The organism is Sphingorhabdus sp., from assembly GCF_046596595.1.
Taxonomy (GTDB): domain Bacteria; phylum Pseudomonadota; class Alphaproteobacteria; order Sphingomonadales; family Sphingomonadaceae; genus Sphingorhabdus_B.
This window is the reverse complement of the sequence record NZ_JBKJMB010000028.1, coordinates 22,761-47,633: the sequence shown is the minus strand read 5'-3', so window position 1 is coordinate 47,633 and position 24,873 is coordinate 22,761. Positions and strand designations below refer to the sequence as shown.

Below are 24,873 nucleotides of genomic sequence, written 5' to 3'. Positions count from 1 at the left end.
TGACATGTACATGACCGGCAAAATCGAGATTGACCCGATGATCACGCATGTCATGGGTCTGGAAGAGATCAACAAGGCATTTGATTTAATGCATGCGGGAACAAGTATCCGCAGCGTCGTGGTTTTCTGAATGGTGTCCATCGCGGACATCTTGGCTGAGCATAAAGACAGAGAAGGTCCACTCCTGCCAGTTCTGCACGATGTGCAAAAACAGTTCGGCCATGTCAGTGAAGAAGCCATACGCGAGATTGCAAATATATTAAACCTGACGCGCGCGGAAGTGTACGGCGTCGTCAGCTTTTATCATGACTTCCGCAAAGAAGCTGAAGCTAGGCCCGTTCTAAAACTATGCCGGGCCGAAGCCTGTAAAGCGCGTGGCGTGGAGGCACTGGTTCCGCTGGCCGAAAGCCAGAACCGCATAAAAATAGAGGCTGTTTACTGCCTTGGACTATGTTCGGTTGGTCCGTCTGCAATGGTTGGTGACAAGGTCTATGCACGTTTGGACAGTGCGCGGTTCAAAACATTATTGGAGGCCATGTGACCGTCCGGATATCCGACGATGCGGTGGCGATCGCTTGCGGCGCTGACGATGTTGCGGCTGCTTTCATTGCAGCGGGCGTTGCAGTCGAGCGCGTTTCGAGCTGGGGCATGCAATGGCTCGAGCCGTTGGTCGATATTGACGGTATCGGCTTTGGTCCGGTGTCTGTCGATCAGGTTCCGGCGATCATCAACGGGACTGCTCCGTCCGTGGGTCGAATCGAGGAACATCCCTTTATCGCCAATCAGACGCGCCTGACTTTTGCGCGCGCAGGCAAAACCCGCCCACTCTCGCTAGACGATTATTACGCATCGCAAGGCTGGCTTGGGCTTGCAAAAGCACACGAAATGGGTGCCGAAGCAACCATTGCCACGGTCATGACATCAGGGCTTCGAGGCCGTGGGGGCGCTGGCTTTCCTGCCGGGATAAAGTGGCAGACGGTTGCGCGGGCCGACGGTGATCCGAAATATATCGTCTGTAATGCCGACGAAGGCGACAGTGCGACTTTTGCTGACCGTATGGTCATGGAGGGTGATCCCTTCATGCTGATTGAGGGTATGGCGATCGCCGGTTTCGCGGTTGGGGCCAGCAAGGGCTATGTGTATATCCGGTCCGAATATCCGCATGCGATTGATAAGATGCAAGCCGCCATCAAACTATCATCCCATTTGATCGCGCCATTTGTTATTGAAGTCCGCGTAGGCGCTGGCGCCTATGTCTGCGGCGAGGAAACATCGCTGCTGAACAGCCTTGAGGGCAAACGTGGTGAAGTGCGGGCCAAACCGCCACTGCCCGCGCTTGAAGGCCTGTTTGGCAAGCCCACGATAGTCAATAATGTGCTGACGCTGGCGGCTGTGCCATGGATTCTAGCGCATGGCGGTGAAGCCTATGCCGCGTTCGGCGCAGGCCGGTCCAAAGGGACAATGCCCATCCAGATCGCTGGGAATGTGAAGCAAGGCGGCCTTTTTGAAACTGCGTTTGGCATCACGCTTGGCGAATTGGTCAATGACGTAGGCGGGGGCACGGCGAGTGGCCGTCCCGTCCGCTGTGTGCAAGTTGGAGGGCCGCTGGGCGCCTACATCCCCCCGGCACAGTTTCATCTTCCGCTTGATTACGAAGCTTTTGCGGCCGCCGATGCACTGGTTGGCCATGCTGGCATCACTGTTTTCGACGACACCGTCGACATGGCGCAAATGGCGCGCTTTGCGATGGAATTTTGCGCTATTGAAAGCTGCGGAAAATGTACGCCTTGCCGATTGGGAAGCACGCGCGGCATGGAAACGCTTGACCAGATTATCGCAGGTAAAAATGTCGAAGAAAATCTCGCGCTCATTGCCGACCTGTCGGAAACCATGAAGTTCGGTTCGCTCTGCGCCTTGGGTGGCTTCACGCCTTACCCGGTAATGAGCGCCATCAAACATTTCCCCGAGGATTTCCGGTGAAAAGGCTCGGCGCGATCATTGCCGGTGGCAAAGCGACGCGCTTTGGCAGCGACAAGGCCGCTGCACTGTTAAACGGTCGCCCGCTCATGGAACATGTCGCCGAGGGATTGCGCAAGCAGGTGGACGCATTGATTGTCTGTGGGCGCGCATGGCCCGGAATGGATTGTATGGAAGACCATCCATTCCCCGACATGGGGCCTTTGGGCGGCCTGAATGCAGCGCTTCTTTACGCGCAGCAAAAGGGGTTTGACGAGGTAATGACCGCTGGGTGTGACGTCGTCCCCGTGGCGAAATTTCCGCGCCATTTATATGATGGACGTGCGGTCTACATTGATGGGCATTATCTGTTCGGCTTGTGGCCAGTTGCGCTAGCCCCCGTTCTTGAAAAGCATCTGCGCAATCAAGATGATCTCTCGATGCGCAGCTGGATCGCGGCGACTGGCGCGCAGGCGATCAAATCAAGCGATATTTTTTACAACTTGAACACGCCTTCGGATCTTGCGCAATATGCTGCGCAACAGTCCGCTATTGGTATAAGGTAGAGAGATGACGTACCAGCCGCAAAAAGATTTCGGAACGCCGGAAAGTCGCTCGGACGAAGCGGTTTCGTTGACGATTGACGGCCGCAATGTCACTGTGCCTGCCGGAACAAGCGTCATGCGTGCGGCGGCCGAACAAGGCACCTCCATTCCCAAATTATGCGCAACGGACAGCGTAAAAAGTTACGGTTCGTGCCGCTTGTGCCTTGTTGAAATCGATGGCCGCAGGGGTACGCCGGCAAGTTGTACGACGCCTGTTGAACCGGGCATGGTCGTTCGCACGCAGACCCCGCAACTGGCGAAATTGCGCAAAGGCGTGATGGAACTGTATATCTCCGACCATCCGCTCGATTGTCTAACCTGCGCTGCCAATGGTGATTGCGAGTTGCAGGATCAGGCAGGGGCCGTTGGCCTTCGTGATGTACGCTATGATGTGAAGGCGACGCATCTGGGGCAGGAAAAAGATCACTCCAACCCTTATTTCGATTTCGATCCCAGCAAGTGCATTGCCTGCTCACGGTGCATCCGCGCCTGTGACGAAGTGCAAGGCACACTTGCGCTTACTATGGAAGGCAGAGGGTGGGATTCCAAAATATCTGCTGGCCTTGCCAGCGACGATTTTATGGGCTCGGAATGCGTTTCGTGCGGTGCCTGTGTGCAAGCCTGTCCCACGGCGACATTGGTCGAGAAAAAAGTGGTCGAGGTCGGCACACCTGAACGCAGCGTCGTCACGACCTGCGCTTATTGCGGGGTTGGTTGCACCTTCCGTGCCGAAATGCGCGGCGAACAATTGGTGCGGATGGTTCCCTACAAGGACGGTAAGGCCAATCGTGGCCATAGTTGCGTAAAGGGCCGCTTCGCCTGGGGCTATGCCCAGCATCAGGAACGCATCCTGAAGCCAATGATCCGTCAATCGATCAACGACCCGTGGCGCGAGGTCGAATGGGACGAAGCCTTTGCCTACACCGCATCCGAACTGAACCGGATTAGCGAGAAATATGGCCGCAATGCCCTTGGCGGCATCACTTCAAGCCGATGCACCAATGAAGAAACTTTCCTTGTGCAAAAGCTGGTGCGTGCAGGCTTTGGCAACAACAATGTCGATACCTGCGCACGCGTGTGCCATTCGCCGACGGGATATGGTCTGAAAACGACCTTTGGCACAAGCGCGGGAACGCAGGATTTTGATAGCGTCGAAGACAGCGATGTCATCCTGATCATTGGCGCTAACCCCACAGATGGCCACCCCGTTTTCGCAAGCCGGATGAAGCGCCGCTTGCGTGGGCAAGACGGACGTCCCGGTGCCAAGCTTATCGTCATCGACCCGCGCCGGACCGATATTGTGCGTTCACCGCATATTGAGGCGGAGCATCACCTTCCGCTGCGCCCCGGCACCAATGTCGCAGTGCTGACCGCGATGGCCCATGTGATCGTCACCGAGGGCCTATCCGATGAGGCATTCATTCGAGAGCGTTGCGACTGGGATGAATTTAGCCATTGGGCCGAGTTTGTTTCGCAAGCCCGCAACAGCCCCGAAAATCTGCAACCCGTAACGTTGGTCGATGCCGAGGAATTGCGCGCAGCAGCGCGGCTTTATGCCACAGGCGGCAATGGCGCGATCTATTACGGCCTTGGCGTTACGGAACATAGCCAAGGTAGCTCCACCGTTATGGCAATCGCCAATTTGGCGATGGCAACGGGCAATATTGGTCGTCGGGGGGTCGGCGTCAATCCGCTCCGTGGCCAGAACAATGTCCAAGGCGCATGCGACATGGGCAGCTTCCCGCATGAACTTGCGGGATATCGTCACATAAGCGACAATGATGCACGGTCATTGTTTGAAAATGACTGGGGCGTGAAGCTTGATCCAGAACCCGGCCTGCGCATTCCCAACATGCTGGATGCCGCAGTCGATGGCGTATTCAAGGCGCTTTATTGCCAAGGCGAGGACATTCTCCAGTCAGATCCGAACACCGCCCATGTGTCCGCAGGGCTGGCGGCGATGGAATGTGTGATCGTCCATGACCTGTTCCTCAACGAAACCGCAAACTACGCGCATATCTTCCTGCCCGGATCGACATTCCTTGAAAAGAACGGCACCTTCACAAACGCCGAACGCCGTATTCAACCTGTGCGCAAGGTGATGACGCCAATGAACGGGTTGGAGGATTGGGAGGTCACGCAGCGGTTGGCGCAGGCGATGGGGCTAAATTGGAACTATAGTCACGCGTCTGACATCATGGACGAGATTGCCCGGCTGACACCGACCTTTGCAGGGGTATCCTTTGCTCGGCTGGATGAGGTCGGCTCATTACAATGGCCAGTGACAGCAGACGCGCCCGACGGATCGCCAATCATGCATGTCGACGGCTTTGTGCGCGGCAAGGGCAAATTTGTTGTGACAGATTATGTCCCGACCGATGAAAAGACTGGCCCGCGCTTTCCACTGCTGCTGACGACCGGGCGGATATTGTCACAGTATAATGTCGGCGCGCAAACACGGCGGACCGAGAATGTCGCTTGGCATCCTGAGGATTTGCTCGAGATTCACCCGGTGGATGCCGAGGATCGCGGGGTGAAATCAGGCGACTGGGTTAAACTGGCCAGCCGCGCGGGCGAAACCACGTTACGCGCCACCGTGACGGACCGCGTTGCCCCGGGCGTTGTCTACACCACATTTCACCATGCGGTGACGCAGGCCAATGTTGTCACCACCGACTACAGCGATTGGGCGACCAATTGCCCCGAATATAAGGTTACAGCGGTTCAGATCAGCGCGTCTAACGGACCAACCGAGTGGCAGGAAGAATATGAGGCTTTGTCGGCACGCGCGCGCCGGGTGGGAACCGAGATTCCTGCCGAATGAACAGCACCGAGCGTCTCGTCCATATGGCCAACCAGATCGCTACAAATCTGGCGACGGACGATGCGCCCGTCGCTGCTGTCGCCGAACATATTCAGTTATTCTGGGATCCGCGGATGAAACAAATGGTTTTTGCGCATGGGACCGCTGGTCTGTCTCCAATTGCTGCAGCTGCTATTAGCTTGCTCGCCGACGCGCAAAATGGCGGCTGAGCAGGGCGCAAAGCCTGTCCGCTTTTCGGTGCTTAAACCTGATCATCGTTCGACCGAAATAATCGAACGGGCCATCATATCAGAGGCACCCATCGCCATTGAATATAATGGCATTGGTTATGCCGTAATGATGGCAACGCCGATTGATCTTGAGGACTATGCCGTCGGTTTCAGCCTGTCGGAGGGTTTGATTACACACGCTAGTGAAATTCTGGCTATCGATACGCATCAGGCCGAATTGGGCTGGATATTACGCATTCAACTCCCGCAACAGAACGCGGAGAAAGTTATCGCCCGCGCCCGTCAGCGCGTTTCCGAAAGCAGTTGCGGCCTATGTGGCATGGACAATCTGGAGGAAGTCATGCGCTCATTGCCGCGCGTAACCACACAGATCGATGTGGCCGAAGCAGTGATTTTTTCGGCGCTATCGAGTTTGCGGTCGCACCAGACGTTAAATGCGCAAACGGGTTCCGCACATGCGGCAGCGTTCTGCGCGCCCGACGGTGCGATCCTCCTGACGCGCGAGGATGTTGGCCGCCACAACGCGCTTGATAAGTTAATTGGCGCACTCGCCCGCGCGGAGATCGACATCTCGGCCGGCTTCATCATTCTGACCGCACGCTGCAGTCTCGAGCTGGTTCAAAAGGCTATCCTTGCGAACTGCCCTATGCTCGTGACGATTTCGGCTGCGACCGATCTGGCGATTAGTATAGCCGAACAATCGGGCCTGCGCTTGATCAGCCTTGCGCGTGCGGACTCGGCTCTTGCCGCAATGCCCCAAAACGGCTGATCAACCAGCTTCGGAACATTGAAATGGCTGGGTCAGCCAGATCATCCGCATGAAGTTTGAGATAATAGCCATAGCCGTCTTCAATCACCGCATCATAAGGCATCACGAGTCGCCCATCAGCGATTTCCTGAGCGAACATATCAACATCACCCAAAAACACGCCATTGCCGGCCATGGCATATTGCGCAGCCGCAATGGTGGTATCAAACGCCAGCCCGCGATGCGTTGCGGTGGCGAGGCCGCTTTGCCGAAGATAGGCGGTCCACAAAAGGTCTCGTGGTTCGCCATCCAGTTTAAGATGAAGCAATTCCTGACTTTCAAGGAACGCCTCAAGCGAATTGCCCTGACTGGCCATGGCCGTTGCCGGCGCGCAAAGTGGCGCAACGCGCACCATCCATAGCAGGTCAGTAATCCGGTCATCCACATTGGGCCGGTCATAGGCAATTGCCATGTCGAAATCTGTTGATGGCAATCCTGTCACATGCGCGCTTGAAACATCAAGGCGGATATCGGGATGTTCAGCATGAAAATCACGCAGCATCGGCAGGAACAATTGTTGAAGCAGCGACGGCGGCACGTGCAATCGCAGTGAGCGACCAGTCACTTCATCATCGCGGATGGCGTTCATCGTTTGCTCTAACCGGTCTAGGCATTTGCTCACGACCGGCAACAATTCTTCACCTGCCGCCGTGAGCGAAAGCCGTGACGCGTCGCGGACGAAAAGTTGCTTGCCAAGCAGTTCCTCCAACCCGCCAACATGGCGGCTCATCGCGCTTTGCGAGACCGACAGTGCTGACGCACCGCCCGTGAAGCTTAAATTCTGTCCCACCGCTTCAAACGCGCGCAAGGCATTCAACGGCAACCAGCGACGGTTAATTGTGCTACGGTTGGATATGGGTTCGGCCTTTCGACTGCGGGCAATCTTACGCTGACACCATAGCCCGACATTTTGACATAGGGCTATGCGAAAATGCGATTTTATTCGATCTCATATCTGGCCCATTCCCGTTTTGGAGAGATTTGCATAAAGGCCCAGCCATGGATTTGAAGCGGATAGACGCGCTTTTTAAACAGCGTCGTGAAGGGCATACATTGCCTCAGGCTTTGTACACAGAGACTGACAGCTTTGATTTTGATATGGCGGCGATTTATGGCCAAAGCTGGTTGATGGCCGGCATGGAATGCGAATTGCCAAAAGCAGGCAGCTATATCTCCATGATGATTGGCAAATGGCCAGTCGTAATCACGCGTGACCGGCAGGGCGAAATCCGTGCATTCCATAATAGCTGCCGCCATCGCGGCTCGATGATCTGCCCCCTTGGCAGCGGCACAGCGCCAAAGTTGGTGTGCCCGTATCATCGTTGGACATACGACCTCGATGGCGCGCTGTTTGCCGCAAATCGGATGGGTGATGATTTTCAAAAAGCCGATCATGGCCTAAAACCGGTGGCACTCGAATGTATCGCCGGTGCAATGTTCATTTGTTTGGGCGAAATGCCGCCACCAATCGAAGACTTTCGTGAGAAGCTCGCCGAATACGCAGCGCCGCATAATCTCAAGGATGCAAAGCTGGCATATGAGAGCGTCCTCGTTGAAAATGCCAATTGGAAGCTGGTCATGGAAAATGCCCGTGAGTGCTATCACTGTGGAACCGGGCATCCTGAACTTTCGAAGACTTTTCCTGTCGGTATGTCGAAGCATTTCGACAGTGGCCATGATGCCCGTGTGGTGGCCTTTGAAGCCGCGATGCGCGAATATGATCTTCCGCAGACTCCGGTTGAGGGACATTATTGGCAAGTTGCACGCTTTGCTTTGAATGAAGGCTGTGTTTCGATTTCCGGCGACGGTAAACATTTATCGCGTAAGTTAATGTGCGAGGCCAATGGAGGCGACATTGGTTCAATGCGTTGGGCAATTGACCCGCACTGCTTCGTGCATTGCGCCGCAGATCATGCTTTCATGTTTAGCGCCATGCCCGTTGGACCCAATGAAACGCATGTAACCGGCAAATGGTATGTGCATAAGGATGCGGTTGAAGGCGTCGATTACGATGTCGATAAACTTATCGCGTTGTGGACGACGACCAACCTGGAGGACAAGGCACTGGCGGAAAATAACCAACTCGGCGTGAACAGTCCCGGCTACACCCCCGGCCCATATTCGCAAGAGGCAGAAATGCTCGCACAGCGTTTTACCGACTATTATTGCGACAAGGCCCGCGATTATCTTGCTAGCCATGTCCATGGATAAGCATAAGGGGTTGCGCCCCGAAACGCTGGCGGTCGCTTATGGCTACAACCCTGAACTCGGCATGGGATCAGTCAAACCCCCAATTTTCATGACGTCGACCTTCGTCTATCCCACAGCGCAACATGCGAAAAACGTGCATGAGGCCTATTTTGACGGCACTGGACCATTGGTCGGCGAAACCAACCACATTTATTCGCGGCTTGGCCATCCCGGATTGGACTTTCTGGAAAAGCGCCTCGCCGCCATTGATGGCGCAGAAGAAGCGGTCGCATATTCAAGTGGTATGGCTGCACAATCAAGCATCGCGCTTGCGTATGTCCGCCCCGGCGATAGCGTTATTCACGGCCGTCCGATCTATGGCGGTGTCGATATGCTCTACAATAATGTTATGCCACAATTCGGATCGCATGCCGCCGCATATCTGGACGGTACTGACGAAGCCGACGTGCGCGCCGCAGCGCAAGCGGCCATGTCCAAAGGCCCGCTCAAGCTCATAATAGCAGAAACACCAGCGAACCCGACCGCAGCATTGGTTGACCTTGACCTGATGGTGCGGATTGCGGACGAGATTGGTGAAAAGCAAGGGCATCGCCCACTTGTCGTGGTAGATAATACTTTGCTCGGCCCGTTTGCGCAGCGGCCAATTGAACATAAAGTCGACCTTTGCATGACATCGCTCACCAAATATTGCGGCGGACATAGTGACTTGCTCGCGGGCGGGATTACCGGTCGCAAAGAGTTGATCGAACATTTACGGATGCAGCGCACAACGTGGGGCAACCACCTTGATCCCTATACGGCTTGGTTGGTTCTGCGTTCGTTGGAATCGGTTGCAGTGCGCACCGAACGCGCGATGGACAATGCACGCGGTGTCGCCGCGTTTCTGCGCAGCCATCCCAAGATTGCCGACGTCACCTATCTCGGTTTCCTTGAAGAGGGCACCCGGGCCCGCGCGGTTTATGACCGGCAATGCAAGGCAGCAGGCTCCACTTTCTCATTCCATTTGCATGGCGGCGAAGCGGAGGCATTTCGCATGCTTGACCGTTTGCAGCTGTTGAAACTGGCCGTCAGCCTTGGCGGTTCGGAGACTTTAATCTGCCATTCGGCAAGCACCACGCATTATGCGGTCGCGCCTGCCCAGCGTTTGGCAGGTGGAATTACCGACGGCACGATCCGGCTTTCGGTTGGGCTGGAACATGTGGATGATTTAATTGATGATTTGCGCCAAGCGCTGGAGGCGGTGTGATGGAACTGAACTTTACCGGAACCGATTTGTGCGCAATCAATGGTACGCGTAGCGCGCCCGAAGCGCGTTATAACATTGTCGTGATTGGTGCGGGCCCGAGCGGCATTGCGGCTGCCATTGAGGGCGCGGCCAGTGGAGCTTCGGTGCTTCTAGTGGATGAAAATCCCGTGTCCGGTGCCCTGATGGGCAATGACACCCCGCTCTATTTCGGTGGGCGAATGACCGCCGCCACGCAAAATAGCGACCGGATGCTCGAGGCAATTTTCATCAGCATGCCCGATCTTGAAAAGGCAATGGACGCCGGAGTTGAGCTGCTGCTCGGGACTACCGCGTGGGGCGTGTATCGCAACGGGCCGGGCGTGCAGAGCCTGCCAGAGCAAGTTGTTGGCCTTGCTGATTCAGAACGGTCTTGGATGGTTGGCTTCGACCGGATTGTGCTGGCAACGGGTGCACGCGACCTTGCAATTGCATTTCCCGGCTGGAACCAGCCCGGCGTCATGGGGGCCGCAGGCTTGCAGATGCTGTTGTCCCGCTATGGGGCCTTTTCAGGACGGCGCATTGTCGTTTTGGGGTCACATGACCTTGCGCTCGACACCGCGCTTCTGGCGCTGGAACATGGGCTGGAAGTGGCCGCTCTTGTGGAAGTGCGCGATGCCCCGCAAGGTGATGCCGCGCTCGTCGAAAAGATTATGTCGGCGGGCATTGCCATCCACTGCGGTCAAAGCATCAAATCGAGCAAAGGCGGCCTTGACGGGATTGAAGCCATCACCCTGACCGACGGAACGGACATTGCATGCGATACCGTATGTGTTGCAATTGGCCTTGTGCCTTCCATTGAACTGGTGGATGCCATGCACGGCCCAAGAGCGCTAAACCCGGCGCGTGGCGGATATATTCCGGTAGGAGAGCCAAATGTCGCGGCCGTGGGCACTTGCGCTGGCTTGCCTGATACGGGTTTTGATCATGTTGCCTATCGTATGGATTGGGTGCGCGCGGCTTTGCGCGTCAATGCGCACGATACGATCATCTGCCAATGTGAAGAAGTAACTATTGCCGACCTGATCGGTATCCAGCCACCAAATTACCTGCCCCGCCCACCGGCGCTTCAGGCCCGATCACTTGGCACGCTGCTCGACGATGGCCCGGCCAACCCGGATCAGATCAAGCGACTGACCCGTTCTGGCATGGGTGTGTGTCAGGGTCGCCGCTGCCGCGATCAGGTGGCGATGATGCTAGCCATTGAATCCGGCACACCATTCGGCACGATTCCCCTTGCGTCACACCGCGCACCCGTCCGCCCACTGCCGCTGAAGATCTTGGCCGAATGGGATGAGCCGAGCTCCATGGATGCGGCCTGGGACGTCTGGTTCGGTATTCCGACCCAGTGGGTGCCCGTGGAAGATATCGGCACAGAATATCAGGATGAGCATCGTGAGATGCTATACACAGGGATGTATAAATGAGCGGCTCTGAAGTCGTCATTGTCGGCGGTGGCGTCACTGGGCTGAGTGCTGGTTGGTGGCTTGCGCGTTCAGGTATCAAGGTCACGGTGCTCGACAAGTTCATTGTTGGCTGGGAAGCCTCCGGGCGCAATGGCGGTGGTGCATCGCATTATGCCAGCCCGTTGTTCGATGAGGAACAGCGCCTGTGGCCGCAAATGGACGAATTGCTGGGTTACCCTACTGAGCATCAAAAAGGCCGCATCCTGATTGCAATGACTGAACGGCAATGGGAGCAATATCGCTTCGTCGCCGAACGACACAAACGGTTGAACCATCCGGTCGAAGTGCTTGACGTCAAACAAGTGCAAGAAGCAGTGCCGCTCGCTGGCGACAATTGCTTTGGCGGCGTGCATTATAAATTTGGCGGCCATGCCAACCCGCAACGCAGTGTGCAGGCTTATGCCTGGGCGTTGCAGGATTTAGGCGGTAAAATCATGCAGCATAGCCCGGTAACTGGCTTTGAAACCGCTGGTGGCAAAGTGACGGGCGTTAAAACAGCCAATGCTACATATGGCTGCGACGCTGTAGTGGTTGCCGCTGGACCACAGATACCGCAATTAATGGCGCAGCTTGGCGTCAATGTGCCATTGGCTGCGGCCCGCGCCGAAATGATCATTACCGAACCTGCGCCGATGATGCCGCTTGGCGGCGTTGACGGCCATAAAATCTATGGCCGACAAACGATGCGCGGCAACCTTGCTTATGGCGGCGGACCGCATGAATGGCTTGATATGGACGCAGATGGCCCTGTCGCGCGGCCATCGACGCCGCTTGCCCGCAACCTTGCAAAGCGTTTAGCCGAAATGTTGCCCAAGGCGGCGCATCTCAATGTTATTCGCAACTGGGCCGGTATCATCGAAAATTCGCCTGATGGTCGCCCCATTATTGACCGGCTCACCAGCCCCGACAATGTTGTTGTCGCCTCAATGTCTAGCGTTGGTTTCGGCCTATCCCCGGCATCGGGCCATGCAATTCGCGATCTGGTAATCGATGGGACATGTTCGTTCGCCGACATAGATATCCTGAAACTATCACGCTTTGACAATCTGGAAGCCGATTGGCGCGAAAAACGCGGGTGGATGCCGATTTCATGAACCGATATTCGGCGTTCGGATTGCTACGCGGTGCCTTTAATGGGCAGAAGCATTGGCAGCCGGCATGGCGTGATCCCGAGCCTAAATCGCATTATGATATCATCATCATTGGCGGCGGTGGCCATGGGCTCGCTACTGCTTATTATCTGGCAAAGGTGCACGGCCTTAAAAATATCGCTGTGGTTGAAAAGAGCTGGATTGGTGGCGGCAATACCGGACGTAACACGACAATAGTCCGGTCCAATTACCGCCTAAAGCCGTTGCACGACTTGTTCGAATTCGGGCTCAAGATGTGGGAGCATCTGAGCGATGAACTGAACTATAATGTCATGTTTTCGCCGCGCGGCGGGATGTTCCTGGGTCATAGCGATGCCGATATGGTAAAGCTCGCCGAACGTGGCGACGCCATGCGGTGTGACGGAATTGATGCGGAATTGCTGTCGCGTGATCAGGTTGCCAAATTGGAACCCTTGCTCGATCTCTCACGAAATGCCCGCTTCCCTATCGAGGGCGGCATGATACAGCGGCGCGGCGGCACTGCGCGCCATGACGCCGTGGCATGGGGTTATGCGCGCGCAGCGGACAGCTTGGGCGTCGATATCATCCAGAAATGCGAAGTGACCGGCTTTGTGCGCGATGGCGGGGCGGTGGTCGGCGTTGAAACGACAAGCGGGCGTATCAACGCAGGCCGGGTCGGCATCTGCGTAGCGGGGAATAGCGGCCATGTCGCAGGGCTGGCGGGTATGCGACTACCGATTGAATCGCAGACGCTACAAGCGATGGTGACCGAAGGCGTGAAGCCCATGATCAACAGCGTGATCATGTCGCAGTCGCTGCATTGTTACATCAGCCAGTCAGACAAAGGCGGGATTGTCTTCGGCGGTGATCCCGACAATTGGCCAAGCTATGCCCAGCGGGGCAACCCGATGGTGATGGAGGCCGCGGTTGCACAAGGCCTTGCGCTCGTCCCGGCACTTTCACGCTTGCGCATGGTGCGGACTTGGAGCGGTGTTACCGATATGAGTTTTGACGGCGCGCCGATCATTGGCGAAACGCCGGTAAGGAACCTCTTCCTCAACGGTGGCTGGTGCTATGGCGGGTTTAAGGCAACGCCTGCCTCTGGTTGGACCTATGCGCACACGCTTGCGACTGGAAAGCCGCACATGCTCAATGCACCTTTTGCGCTCGACCGTTTTGCGCGCGGCGCGACCATTGACGAAACGGGGAGCGGCCCGATGCCGAATAGCCGCTAATGATGCAATTTATCTGCCCCCATTGCGGCCCGCGCGCGCAAGCCGAGTTTGTATATGAACGCACTGTCGATTCCGTTGTGGCGCTTGATGCGTCGCCCGAAAATGCGATGGCAACGCTGTTTACCCGCAGCAACCCGCGCGGCGTGGACGACGAAATCTGGCGCCATACTTATGGCTGCCGCGCGTGGATAGTGGTGACCCGTCACCGCGTGACCAACGAAATCTTCGAAATCAGGGCAGTTGGTCCTGAGGCGTTGTCATGATCAACTTCAGCTTCGATGGTAAAAGCTATTCTGCTCAGGAAGGCGACACGCTTGCGGCGGCGTTGCTGCGCAATGGAATTGGCCTTGTCGGCCGCAGCTTCAAATATCACCGCCCACGCGGCATCATGACCGCAGGGATTGAGGAGCCAAATGCGCTCGTCACCATTGGCACAGGTGGCCGCACTGAACCCAATACCCGCGCCACTGATGTGTTTGTGTATGAAGGTCTGGTGGCCAAAAGCCAGAACCGTTGGCCAAACCTGTCGTTTGATGTCGGGTCGATTCTCGGCTTAGCTGCTCCGATCCTTTCAGCGGGCTTTTACTACAAGACATTTTTTGGTTCGGCCAAACGATGGATGTTTTACGAATATTTCATCCGCAAAGCAGCAGGGCTTGGCAATGCGCCCACCGAACCCGATCCCGACCGGTTCAGCCAACGTGGAGCATTTTGCGATGTGCTGGTTGTCGGTGCCGGGCCCGCAGGTATGCAAGCCGCAGTTGACGCTGCCGAAGCGGGCAAGCGCGTGATCCTGGTGGAGCAAGATAGCGTCCTCGCCCCGTCGTTACTCCGCGATCCTCAAGAGCAGGATGCAGCGTGGATCAATGCCACCGCGGCACGCATTCGTGCCGCAAATGGCCTCATCCTCACGCGCACGACAGCCTCAGGCTATTGGGAACACGACCTCGTCACCCTGACGCAGCTTTTGGCCGAACCCGGACAAATCCCCCCGCACGGTGTTGCCCAACGTTTATGGCATGTCCGCGCAGGGCACGTCATTTTGGCGACCGGAAGCATTGAGCGCCCAATGGCCTTTGCGCATAATGACCGTCCCGGCGTCATGCTCTCGCAAGCGGTACGAACTTATGTCAGCCGCTTTGGCGTCATTCCGGGGAAATGCGTCGTCATCGCAACCAACAATGACGATGCCTATAAAACCGCGAAGAAGCTTGCAGACTCCGGGGCGAAAGTGGTCGCCATCCTCGACGCCCGGTCAGCACCTGCCGGCGGGGACAGCGGATTTCGCGTTTACAACAACGCCGTTCCGCTTTCGACCAAAGGCGCACGACATTGCCTGAAAAGTGTGAGCGCGCTGGTTGAGGGCAAGACGGTTAGCTTCGATGCCGATCTGCTCGCGGTTTCCGGCGGCTTCACGCCCGTCGTTCATCTGCACATGCAGGCGGGTGGCACGCTTGATTGGAACGAGCCCGCGCAAGCCTTTGTTCCTGCTGCATCCCGCCAGAATGTGACGACGATCGGCGGTGCCGCCAATCCCGAACCGGTGTTCAATCTCTCGCCCGTTTCCAGCCCCAAGAAAAGCTTCATCGATTTTCAGAATGACGTGACATTGGCGGATGTCGATCTGGCGTGGGCCGAGGGCTATCGTTCAGTCGAGCATCTCAAACGCTACACCACGCTTGGAATGGCGACTGACCAAGGCAAGCTCAGCAATATGGCGGCGCTTGGGCGCTTGGCCGAGAAACAGGGCGTCGCCATTCCCGAGGCTGGGCTGACCACATTCCGTCCGCCTTACACGCCCGTGACCATGGGGTTGCTCGCGGGTGCTGGCGCGAAAGATGCAGGCGCGCATGTTCGCAGACTTGCGCTATATGATCTGCATGCCGCAAAAAACCCGATATGGCAGCCGCTAGGCTATTGGTTCCGGCCGCGCGCTTATCCCACAGGCGGTGAAACATTGGCGCAAGCCGCTCTGCGTGAGGCAAAGGCCGTGCGTACCAATGTTGGGATGACGGACGTGTCCACCCTCGCCAAATTCGAAGTCAGCGGGCCGGACGCCGCCGCTTTTCTTGAAATCATTTGCGCAACCACGGTCAGTAAGCTTGCCGTCGGGCGTGGCCGTTACACCTTCATGCTACGCGAGGACGGCATTGTCTTTGACGATGGGACCGTCTGGCGGCTTGACGAAAACCGCTATCTGCTCACCAGCTCAACCGGCGGGGCGGACAGGATGGCGACGCATATCTCTTATGTCCGCCAATATCTGTGCCCACATTTGCGCGTCTCCGCCGTCAACGTGCAGGAGCATTATGCGGGGATTGCGGTCGCGGGGCCAAAAGCCAAAACGGTGCTGTCGGCATTGATCGGCGAGGAGCCACCGCGCCACATGTCGACCGTTCCGGCGGTCATCGCAGGCGTGCCGGTCATCATCCTTGCCGCCAGCTACAGCGGCGAGCGTGCGTTCGAAATCTATGTCGAGGCAAGCCAAGCGGCATCGGTTTGGACGTCTTGCGAGTTGGCTGTCTCGGAACATAAAGGCGCGCTCTACGGCCTTGATGCGATGGAATTTCTCCGTATCGAAAAGGGCCATTTGGTGGTTGGCGGTGAAGTCGATGGGCGGTTGACCCCGCATGATCTGGCGCTGGACAAGATGCTCAATAAGGCGGGCGGGTTTGTTGGTGCGTCGGGGCTGTCCCGCCCCGCGCTATCCGAACCGGGGCGACGACAATTAGTCGGGCTTGAAGCGATTGAAGGCAACATTCCCGAAGGATCAATGCTGGTCACAGCCGAAGGCGCATCTCCGCATGGCCATGTAAGCGCCGCTGCGTTTCGCATAATCGAGGGGGGATCGATTGCGCTTGGCCAATTGACCGACGGCTTTGCACGGCATGGGGAAGAGTTGATCGCAACCTCACCCACGCGCGGGCAACAGGCGCGGGTGCGCGTTGTGGCGCCGCATTTCTATGATGCGGCGGGAGAACGCTATCGTGACTGATGTAACCATCACAGCCCTGCCCCCCGCACCGCTTCATGTGTTTGAGATTTGGGGCAATCCGGCGGCGGTTGCCAAGAGGTTCAAGGAAGCGTGCGGATTTGAATTGCCAAATATGGGCCGTTCCGGAGGGAGCGACGCACTTCGCCTGATCCGCTTTGAGCCCACCGTCTGGCTTGTAGAGGGCGGCGCGTCGACACTAGCCGACATATTGGCTGATGACGGGGCGCTCACAGCCATTGGCGGCGGCATCGTCCGGGTCCGGCTGTCCGGCAGTGGCTGGCGCACGTTGCTCTTGGAAGGCGGCGTGTTCGACGCGGAAAACCCGAATTTCGCATCGGGATGCAGCGTCGCGACGATCATCGATCATGTCAATGTTCGGCTGCACGTGGTCGATGAAACAACCTGCGTCGCCTATGTGCCATTAAGCTATAGTCAGGGGCTGATGCACTTCTGGGAACAGGCTGCGCTCAATTTGGCGATCTAGGCAGGCGAACCAGCTTCATGCCGCGGGCATGGCGGCGCTGAAAACCCTTCCATAACGTCACCCCCTCGCTGCCCGGGCTATAAGCGCCCCATGCTGTTCCGGCGGGCGCATTCCATTCGCCGTCATCCGAATTTTCCACTGACACGTTCAGATACGCGGCCTTGCCGTCGTCGTTGCGGAGATGGACGGCCAAAAACGCGGTGATGAAGTGCAGGTTTATGGCGTTAATCCGGTCTTGCCGCCAAATTGGATCTTCAAACCAGTCCATATCCCAAACCGACCCGCGCATGTTGCGCGGTGCCGGATTGAGCGCAATCGCATGACCGGCCTGCTTATAGGTCAGCAGCATGCGATCACTGTTCACTGCGCCGTTAAAGACCGCCAACGCACCGGTATTATAGTCAACGACCGGATCGCTATCACCCTGAATCAACAGCAAAGGCGCGGTGAGCGCGGCAAGACCTTCTGCGCCCCATGCGCTGCGTGGAGCGCCGCCAGCGGGTGCCATTGCCACCACTGCCTTCACCCCTGCCAGTTTCATGGCATCAGCTTGCTGACTGCCACGCGCGAATTTCTTGAGCCAGCCGCCCGCGACCATATCCATGTTCGGCCCCGACGGATCAAGCGTTGCCCCGCCAGCGGTCAGCACTCCATAGCCACCTTGCGAATAACCGATCAGCGCGACATTATCGGTATCGATAAGGTCGCCCAAAGCGGCGCCGAGTTCACTTGCAACAAAAACAATATCGCGCGGTCGGTTAAAATTCGGCGCCGCGCGGGTGGCAGGTGACACAATATAGGGATTTGGGTCACGATGATGGATGGCCGCAACGACATAGCCCTTAGACGCGAGATTTTCGGTCAACCACGTCATTACGGCGGGACTGTTGCTATATCCGTGGCTGATGATCACCAAAGGATATTTGGTACCTGCTGCCTTTGCACCTGCCACCGCAATGCCATTTTGCGTAAAATCGACTGGCGGACGCGGAGGTTCTGCAGGTAGGGTTCCGCGATACAAAACAGGTTTTGAACCTTTTTTCGGCAACGCGGGATACCAGATATCCACCTGTAAACTGCGGTCAGTCAGTGGGACTTCAATGCCATCCATATTGCCATTTTCAACATCTGGCTGGTTCCTGTGCGTGAACAGGACGGAACGGAAGCCAACATTATGTGAACCCAGTTTTGCAAGCTCCGGTGCGTCAACGCCGGGAACGCTGGGAATGCCAGCATTGATCGGCGCAGCCAGCAAGGTCAGGATGGTAAACCAGACGCAGCGGCTCATGCCATGATCTCTTCGCCTTCAAACGTCGTGGCCGGCCAAGACAGTTGCTGGGACATCCAGGGATATTCAGCAATCAGCGGCGGGAAGGTTTTTTCTCGCAAAACCTGCTGGCACAAAGCCGCGGTAAGCTGCGGAATATCACCCAGTTCATCGATCCGCGCCACCACTTGAACCGCGCGTGAGAAGCGCCCACGCATCATCGGTTCGGCGCGAAGCTCGGGGAGCAACTCTGGCACAGCCGCCAAGCATACCGGCGTGGTTATGGTCCACCCGATGCCTGCGGCGACCAACGCCAATTGTTGATGCGCCGATTCCACTTCAACCAACTGTGGCAGCTTCAGCTTCATCCTGACAATCTGGCGTTCGATTTGCTGGCCTGTGCCCGTCAGGCGGGAGAAACGGATGAATGGTAAGGACGAGGGCACGCCGATCAGATCGAGCGGCTCACGATAGTTTCTGGGGAACACAAGAATGAAGCTCTCCTCAAACACGGCGTGCAGCTCCACCGTGTCACGATGCTCAAGATTGAAGCTTCCGGTTACCATCATGTCAATGTCCCGCGCCAGAAATTCACCTTGATGCTCCATGGAAATGCCGGAACGAATATTCCAACGATCTGCGCGGGGACCAAGATTCTGCAGGATGGGTGCAGTAAGTTGGTTGGCCAAACTGAATGACATCGCAACGGTAACACTGGAAATCGGCAGGTTTGCGCCTTCACGGACCTCATCATAAGCCAGTCTGGCATGGGCGATAAGCTTGTGGCCGCGCACAAACAGGGACTTTCCACTCGCGGTTAAACCCAATGGGCGCGTCGTGCGGTCAAATAACGACGCGCCGATGCCGGTCTCCAGCCTGGCGATAGTTTGCGAAACCGCCGATTGCGTGACCTGAAGATGCGCAGCGCACTGTGACATGCCGCCAAGCTCAACGGTCATGACGAACACTTCCAGCGCGTGCAGATCGAATTCCTGTGGCAATTTCATACAGCAGCCCCTCCAAGCGCTCAGGCATAGCCAATGGCTATTATTACCTGCGCTAATGGCTATGCGAGACTTGAGGTAATAGTCCTATGCATTTTCGACATAGACGGATTATGCATTAGGTTCGTTGCATACTTGCGTCACTTTATGGCGCCATCGTCGCCCACGGGATGCAGATGCAATGCTAGCAACCCTTTTAGCGTTCCAATGCACATTCCCAGCAGGATGAGAGCCAAGGGTAGGCCAGTGGCGATGGCACCTGCCTGAAGTGAAGTCAGCCCACCATTGAGGAGCAGAACGACGCCAATGCCGCCAACTGCGACCAGCCAGATCGTCTTTTGTCTCAAAAGCGTATCGGTGCGTCCGCCCGCTGTCATTGTATCAATGACCAAAGTGCCGGAATCCCACCCTGTCACAAAAAAGATGAGGATCAGAGCAATCGCAACAAAAGACGTGAATTGCGCCCATGGCAAAGCGCCGAGCAGCACGAATAATTGCGTGTCGAGTGAGGCCGATGCCAACTCCGCACCATTGCCCGCAACGATTTGCGCGATGCTGGCATCGCCAAAAATGGTCAGCCATAATATGCCTAACAAACTTGGCGAAATGACCGCCCCCGCAATAAATTCACGCACGGTCCGGCCCAATGAAATGCGCGCCATGAACATGCCGACAAAAGGGGCCCAGCTCATCCACCACGCCCAGTAATAAACCGACCAGTCGTTATAGAAACCGGTGTCCGTGCGACCAATCGGGTTGGATAATGCCGGGAGCAGCTTGAGATAGTTGTAGATGTTGCTTGCAAGGTCGCCAAGCAGTTGAACCGTTGACCCGGTTGTAAGGACAAAAATCAGCAGCGCAAAGGCGACCAGCAGATTCACTTCGCTCAAAATCCGGATGCCACGGTCAATACCGCCCCGGATCGACAGGAAGGTGATGCTCGCCATTACGAGGATTAGCGCCAGGATCATGAGCGACGAACTCGTCATATCATACAGATAGGCAATCCCTGCCATAGCTTGCTGCGCGCCGAGCCCAAGAGACGTCGCGAGTCCGAAAATTGTCGCGAGTACCGCCAGAACGTCTAAAACATCTCCCGTGCGCCCCCAAACGGCCCTTCCAAACAACGGATAAAATGCCGAGCGCATGGACAACGGCATGTTGAAATTAAAATTGAAGACAGCAAACGCGAGGCCAGTCACTGCGAAAATCGCCCAGGGGTGAAGCGCCCAGTCAAAAATTGTTGCTGCCATCGCGATGCTTCTTGCGGCATCGGCATCGCCAACGGCACCCCCCAATGGTGCCGCAGGTCCGCCGGCCATGGCAGATGTGAAATGGGTAACGGGCTCACCCACGCCATAGAAAACCAGGCCGATGCCCATGCCAGCGCCAAACAGCATGGCAAACCATGACAGCCGGGAATAATCGGGCGTTGCACCTTGACCGCCCAAGCGGATTTTACCAAGCGGCGACAGTGCAACGACAACGCAGAACAGCAAGAGCAGGTTGCCGGACATCATGAAGAACCAGTCGAAATGAGACACGGCACCACCGCGCAAAGCAGCGAAGACGTTCGTGGACGCTGCAGGGGCAATCACGCTAAATAAGATAACAGCGAAGGAAATGAATGCCGTAGGGAAGAAAACGGCGGGGTTGATGTGCATCCCGCCCCAATTGCGGTTGGACTGGCCATAATTGCCCAGATCTATCGATTTATCCCAACGTGCCATTGCCGCTCTCCCTTAAGGTCATCAGTCAGTCATCTAATGACTGGCAGCGGTTGTCATCGCACTTCGCAGCCATACGGCGAAGCTGCGCCAGACTTCGACATGAAACCGATGTTCAGCATCGCGGATCAGGATGATTTCGACCGTTTCATAAATGGTACGTGTGGCCCGCCCGACGGCAAAGTTTTCGAGATCCAACGGACACCCCGACATCAAAATTTCCGATGCGCGCGGGCCTTCGACGACAAGGCATATGCTCCGTTCGCTAACATCGGTGATGGCAACCGGCAGCCCGCCCCCGATCGGGATCGTCGCGCCAGCCTCGGTGCGCAGAAACCATTCGTCAGGGCCAATACAGAAAATACCACCTTCGGACCCACCGATTTTCCGTGGCATTTTGACCTTTAGCAGGCTTTCCAAATCCTCTGCATTCCTTGCCCGCAGTGCATAGCGCTGCATGGGTGCAGCAAGGCTGATTGAGACACCGGCCGCACTAAATGGGGTTTCGGAAACAGGTTCATGACGAATGAGGGCGTCAGACATGCAGCCGCGCTCCTTCGGCATCGTAAAAAACAATGCTGCTGATTTTGGCAGTATGCGTCCTGCCCGGCATGGGAACATGCAGCGTCTCGCCCATCATTTGATGTCCACCGGCAACCAGCGCCATCGCAATCGAATGGCCAAGCGTTTCGCTCCAGTAAGACGATGTGACATGACCAATCATGGTCATCGGGATTGGCTGATTGGGGTCAGCAACAATCTGCGCGCCTTCCTCTAACACGACATTAGGATCATCGGTCAAAAGCCCCACCAACTGCTTGCGTCCCGGCGCAACGATGTCCTGGCGCGCCATTGACCGCTTACCCACAAAATCAGGCTTTTTCTTACCTACGGCCCAATCGAGACCAGCATCAAAGGGCGTCACCGTACCGTCGGTGTCTTGCCCCACAATGATGAAACCTTTTTCAGCGCGCAACACATGCATCGCCTCGGTGCCATAAGGCGTGATGTCATATTGCGCCCCTGCCGCCATCAACTGTTCCCACACGGCACGGCCATAAGCCGTCGGCACATTGATTTCGAAGCCTAGTTCGCCCGTGAAGCTTACCCGGAACAGGCGCGTTGGGATGCCGCAAATCATGCCCTCGCGGATCGCCATATGCGGGAACGCTTCTGCCGACAGGTCAATACCCTCCACCATCGGTTGAAGCACTTTGCGCGCATTTGGGCCTTGCAAGGCGATAACGGCATATTGCTCGGTCGTGCTGGTCAACCAGACGTCAAGGTCGGGCCATTCGGTCTGGAGATAATCCTCCATCATGTTCAGCACGCGCGCCGCGCCGCCTGTCGTCGTGGTCAGGTGGAACCTGTCGTGCGCCAGCCGTGCCGAAACTCCGTCATCGGTGATGAAACCATCTTCCTTTAACAGCAGTCCATAACGGCAACGCCCCGGCTCCAGCGCCTTCCAAGGGTTGGTATACATGCGGTTGAGAAATTCGGCAGCGTCGGGGCCGACAACTTCAATCTTGCCCAGCGTAGACGCATCAAAGATACCAAGCGATGACCGCACGGCAACGCATTCACGGTTTACCGCCGCATGCATATCTTCATCTGGCTTAGGGAAATAACGCGCCCGTCGCCATTGCGCGACCAATTCAAACACTGCGCCATGCACTTGCGCCCAGCTATCGATATTGGTTGTCCGTGTCGGTTGGAACAACGCCCCTTTGGCATGTCCGGCCAATGCCCCAAATGTTTGCGGCGTGTAAGGCGGACGAAAGCTGGTTAGCCCGATGTCTGGGACAGGCTTATCCAGCGCGGACGCCGCAATTTGCAAACCGTTGAGGTTCGATGTCTTGCCTTGGTCGGTCGCCATGCCGTTGGTGGTGTACCGCTTGATATGCTCGATGGAGCGAAAGCCCTCGCGCACCGCAAGCGTGATGTCCTTAGCCGTGACATCATTCTGGAAATCGACGAAGGCCTTTATCCGGCTTTGATCCTTTGGCGTCGGCAGCATATCGATGACCATGCCCGTGCCAAAATCCCAATCGCCTGAACATGCACCGACACAACGGACATTTTCATTTGGCTGATCGGGCACATAAGCGCCAAGGTCATCGCGCCATTTAAGGCTACCCTTGCTATGTGACCATAAATGCACGCTGGGCGTCCAACCGCCCGCCATCAACAGCGCATCACAATCGGTGCGGCGGCCTAGAAAGTCGTCATTGTTGCATATCTGCACCGAACGGACGCCGTGCCTGCCCGTTACGCCCATGACGCTGTGGTTGAGATGCACGACGATTCCTAACCGATCCGCCTCCTGCATGAGCGCGCTGTCCACGTGTTGCCGCGCATCAATAATCGCCGCAATCCCAATGCCCGCTTGGGCCAGTGCAAACACATCGTGCCAGCCGCTGTCATGCGAAGCCATCAACACGACGGCTCTACCAATGGCCACGCCGTAGCGCGTGGCATAGACCTTCGCGGCAGACGACAGCATCACGCCGGGCGTATCATTGCCATCGAAAACAAGCGGTCGTTCGATTGCACCTTGCGCGAGCAAGACTTCGCCTGCCCTGATGCGCCATAATTTTTCGCGCGGCGTGTCTGTAAAGTCCGGAAGGTGGTCGGTCAGCCGCTGCACAGCGCCGATGAAATTGTCATGATAATAACCGAACGCCGTGGTTCGGGTCAGTATCTTAACATTCGGCGCGTCGGTCAGCGCTTTCCGGCTACGCTCCAGCCATAGCCATAATGAAGGGTCCGCCAGCGCGCCCCCACCCAATTCATCCTGCTCATCAATCAGGATGATCCGCTTGTTTGAATCCATGGCACCAAGCGCGGCGTCGATACCCGCGGGACCTGCGCCAACGATCAACAGGTCGCAATGGGCATAGGTTGATGCATAATGGTCAGGATCTTCGGCGGTCGGTGCATCGCCAAGTCCTGCAATTTTGCGAATGGCTGGCTCATATACCTTGTCCCAAAATGAACGCGGCCACATGAAAGTTTTGTTATAGAAACCTGCCGGAAAAAACATCCCCAACCGGTCGTTGATCGCACCAAGATCCATCGCCAAAGATGGCCAGCGATTTTGACTGAACGCGTTTAGGCCATCGTGGATTTCAACACCGGTCGCCCGTAAATTAGGTGTGAAACGGCCCGGCCCGCGGTTGACCGAAACAAGGGCATTTGGTTCCTCGCTGCCCGCGCCAACCAAGCCGCGCGGTCGGTGATATTTGAAAGATCTGCCGAACAACATCACACCATTGGCGAGCAAGGCAGACGCTAAGCTGTCGCCCAAGAAGCCATTGTAGATTTTACTATCAAAGCGGAATTGAACAGGCTGGCTTCGGTCAATCCGCCCGCCGGTTTCAAGGCGAAAACCGCTCATCTGCGCCGCTCTCCAGCTTTATATATTGTTTCAAATTTATCCGTCACTGTATCGCGCACCGCGTTAAAGAAACGCCCGCAGCCATGTGTATGCCGCCAGCGTTCATGGTGCCGACCACGCGGGTTGGCCCGGATGAACAGATAGGCCTCCCATTCCGCATCACTTTGGCCGGATGGGTCGATCGGCCGCGCGATATGCGCCTGTCCCGCGTTCGCAAATTCAATCTCTGGACGCTTTTCGTCGCAATAAGGGCAGTGGATCAGGATCATA

At 56.6% G+C, this 24,873-nt stretch carries 21 protein-coding genes and 1 pseudogene; 15 read left to right on the top strand and 7 right to left on the bottom strand.

Annotated features, from left to right (window positions below; all coding sequences use genetic code 11):
- The 7 genes and pseudogenes from ACLL9E_RS02760 to fdhD all read left to right on the top strand — a co-directional run.
- Window positions 1–130 (top strand): annotated as a pseudogene (locus ACLL9E_RS02760) (S-(hydroxymethyl)glutathione dehydrogenase); the annotation flags it as partial.
- A gap of 21 nt (window positions 131–151) precedes the next feature.
- Window positions 152–541, top strand: coding sequence for an NAD(P)H-dependent oxidoreductase subunit E (locus ACLL9E_RS02755; RefSeq protein WP_411290213.1), 390 nt, complete (start codon window positions 152–154; stop codon window positions 539–541).
- Window positions 538–1,980, top strand: coding sequence for an NADH-ubiquinone oxidoreductase-F iron-sulfur binding region domain-containing protein (locus tag ACLL9E_RS02750; RefSeq protein WP_411290212.1), 1,443 nt, complete (start codon window positions 538–540; stop codon window positions 1,978–1,980). The genes ACLL9E_RS02755 and ACLL9E_RS02750 overlap by 4 nt, the downstream gene beginning before the upstream one ends.
- Window positions 1,977–2,522 carry a molybdenum cofactor guanylyltransferase gene (locus tag ACLL9E_RS02745; protein ID WP_411290211.1) on the top strand — a complete coding sequence of 182 codons (546 nt, stop codon included), beginning with the start codon at window positions 1,977–1,979 and terminating at the stop codon, window positions 2,520–2,522. Before ACLL9E_RS02750 ends, ACLL9E_RS02745 begins: the two co-directional genes overlap by 4 nt.
- Window positions 2,523–2,526: 4 nt before the next feature.
- Complete coding sequence (gene fdhF / locus ACLL9E_RS02740) at window positions 2,527–5,385, top strand: formate dehydrogenase subunit alpha (protein WP_411290210.1); 2,859 nt, start codon at window positions 2,527–2,529, stop codon at window positions 5,383–5,385.
- A complete protein-coding gene (locus ACLL9E_RS02735; protein WP_411290209.1) occupies window positions 5,382–5,594 on the top strand; it encodes a formate dehydrogenase subunit delta in 213 nt (70 codons plus the stop codon). Before fdhF ends, ACLL9E_RS02735 begins: the two co-directional genes overlap by 4 nt.
- Complete coding sequence (gene fdhD, locus ACLL9E_RS02730; RefSeq protein WP_411290208.1) at window positions 5,584–6,384, top strand: formate dehydrogenase accessory sulfurtransferase FdhD; 801 nt, start codon at window positions 5,584–5,586, stop codon at window positions 6,382–6,384. Before ACLL9E_RS02735 ends, fdhD begins: the two co-directional genes overlap by 11 nt.
- On the opposite strand, the gene ACLL9E_RS02725 is transcribed toward fdhD, so the two are convergent.
- Window positions 6,332–7,246 carry a LysR substrate-binding domain-containing protein gene (locus ACLL9E_RS02725; RefSeq protein WP_411290207.1) on the bottom strand — a complete coding sequence of 305 codons (915 nt, stop codon included), beginning with the start codon at window positions 7,244–7,246 and terminating at the stop codon, window positions 6,332–6,334. The genes fdhD and ACLL9E_RS02725 overlap by 53 nt on opposite strands.
- Window positions 7,247–7,422: 176 nt before the next feature.
- Here ACLL9E_RS02725 and ACLL9E_RS02720 point away from each other — a divergent pair, with 176 nt between their 5' ends.
- Genes ACLL9E_RS02720 through ACLL9E_RS02685 form a run of 8 tightly spaced genes read left to right on the top strand, consistent with a single transcriptional unit; the run spans window position 7,423 to window position 17,208 of the window.
- Complete coding sequence (locus ACLL9E_RS02720; protein WP_411290206.1) at window positions 7,423–8,634, top strand: aromatic ring-hydroxylating oxygenase subunit alpha; 1,212 nt, start codon at window positions 7,423–7,425, stop codon at window positions 8,632–8,634.
- Window positions 8,627–9,880, top strand: coding sequence for a cystathionine gamma-synthase family protein (locus ACLL9E_RS02715; RefSeq protein WP_411290205.1), 1,254 nt, complete (start codon window positions 8,627–8,629; stop codon window positions 9,878–9,880). Before ACLL9E_RS02720 ends, ACLL9E_RS02715 begins: the two co-directional genes overlap by 8 nt.
- Window positions 9,880–11,343, top strand: coding sequence for an FAD-dependent oxidoreductase (locus ACLL9E_RS02710; protein ID WP_411290214.1), 1,464 nt, complete (start codon window positions 9,880–9,882; stop codon window positions 11,341–11,343). The genes ACLL9E_RS02715 and ACLL9E_RS02710 overlap by 1 nt, the downstream gene beginning before the upstream one ends.
- The gene (locus ACLL9E_RS02705) at window positions 11,340–12,476 is read left to right on the top strand and encodes an NAD(P)/FAD-dependent oxidoreductase (protein ID WP_411290204.1); all 1,137 of its coding nucleotides are present in this window, start codon (window positions 11,340–11,342) and stop codon (window positions 12,474–12,476) included. Before ACLL9E_RS02710 ends, ACLL9E_RS02705 begins: the two co-directional genes overlap by 4 nt.
- Window positions 12,473–13,729, top strand: coding sequence for a sarcosine oxidase subunit beta family protein (locus ACLL9E_RS02700; RefSeq protein ID WP_411290203.1), 1,257 nt, complete (start codon window positions 12,473–12,475; stop codon window positions 13,727–13,729). The genes ACLL9E_RS02705 and ACLL9E_RS02700 overlap by 4 nt, the downstream gene beginning before the upstream one ends.
- Entirely contained in the window at window positions 13,729–13,992 is a 264-nt protein-coding gene (locus ACLL9E_RS02695; RefSeq protein WP_411290202.1) for a sarcosine oxidase subunit delta, read from the top strand. The genes ACLL9E_RS02700 and ACLL9E_RS02695 overlap by 1 nt, the downstream gene beginning before the upstream one ends.
- Entirely contained in the window at window positions 13,989–16,724 is a 2,736-nt protein-coding gene (locus tag ACLL9E_RS02690) for a 2Fe-2S iron-sulfur cluster-binding protein (protein ID WP_411290201.1), read from the top strand. Before ACLL9E_RS02695 ends, ACLL9E_RS02690 begins: the two co-directional genes overlap by 4 nt.
- Window positions 16,717–17,208, top strand: coding sequence for a hypothetical protein (locus ACLL9E_RS02685; protein ID WP_411290200.1), 492 nt, complete (start codon window positions 16,717–16,719; stop codon window positions 17,206–17,208). Before ACLL9E_RS02690 ends, ACLL9E_RS02685 begins: the two co-directional genes overlap by 8 nt.
- Here ACLL9E_RS02685 and ACLL9E_RS02680 read toward each other — a convergent pair.
- The 6 genes from ACLL9E_RS02680 to ACLL9E_RS02655 form a co-directional block, all read right to left on the bottom strand.
- Window positions 17,192–18,496, bottom strand: coding sequence for an alpha/beta hydrolase family protein (locus ACLL9E_RS02680; protein WP_411290199.1), 1,305 nt, complete (start codon window positions 18,494–18,496; stop codon window positions 17,192–17,194). The genes ACLL9E_RS02685 and ACLL9E_RS02680 overlap by 17 nt on opposite strands.
- The gene (locus ACLL9E_RS02675) at window positions 18,493–19,482 is read right to left on the bottom strand and encodes a LysR family transcriptional regulator (protein ID WP_411290198.1); all 990 of its coding nucleotides are present in this window, start codon (window positions 19,480–19,482) and stop codon (window positions 18,493–18,495) included. The genes ACLL9E_RS02680 and ACLL9E_RS02675 overlap by 4 nt, the downstream gene beginning before the upstream one ends.
- 137 nt (window positions 19,483–19,619) lie before the next feature.
- Window positions 19,620–21,209: a BCCT family transporter gene (locus tag ACLL9E_RS02670; protein WP_411290197.1), complete on the bottom strand. Its 1,590-nt coding sequence runs from the start codon at window positions 21,207–21,209 to the stop codon at window positions 19,620–19,622.
- Between the two features lie 33 nt (window positions 21,210–21,242).
- On the bottom strand, window positions 21,243–21,749 hold the full coding sequence (locus ACLL9E_RS02665; RefSeq protein ID WP_411290196.1) for a sarcosine oxidase subunit gamma: 507 nt from the start codon (window positions 21,747–21,749) through the stop codon (window positions 21,243–21,245).
- Complete coding sequence (locus ACLL9E_RS02660; RefSeq protein WP_411290195.1) at window positions 21,742–24,603, bottom strand: glycine cleavage T C-terminal barrel domain-containing protein; 2,862 nt, start codon at window positions 24,601–24,603, stop codon at window positions 21,742–21,744. Before ACLL9E_RS02660 ends, ACLL9E_RS02665 begins: the two co-directional genes overlap by 8 nt.
- Entirely contained in the window at window positions 24,600–24,872 is a 273-nt protein-coding gene (locus tag ACLL9E_RS02655) for a sarcosine oxidase subunit delta (protein ID WP_411290194.1), read from the bottom strand. Before ACLL9E_RS02655 ends, ACLL9E_RS02660 begins: the two co-directional genes overlap by 4 nt.
- Between the last annotated feature and the right edge of the window lies 1 nt (window position 24,873).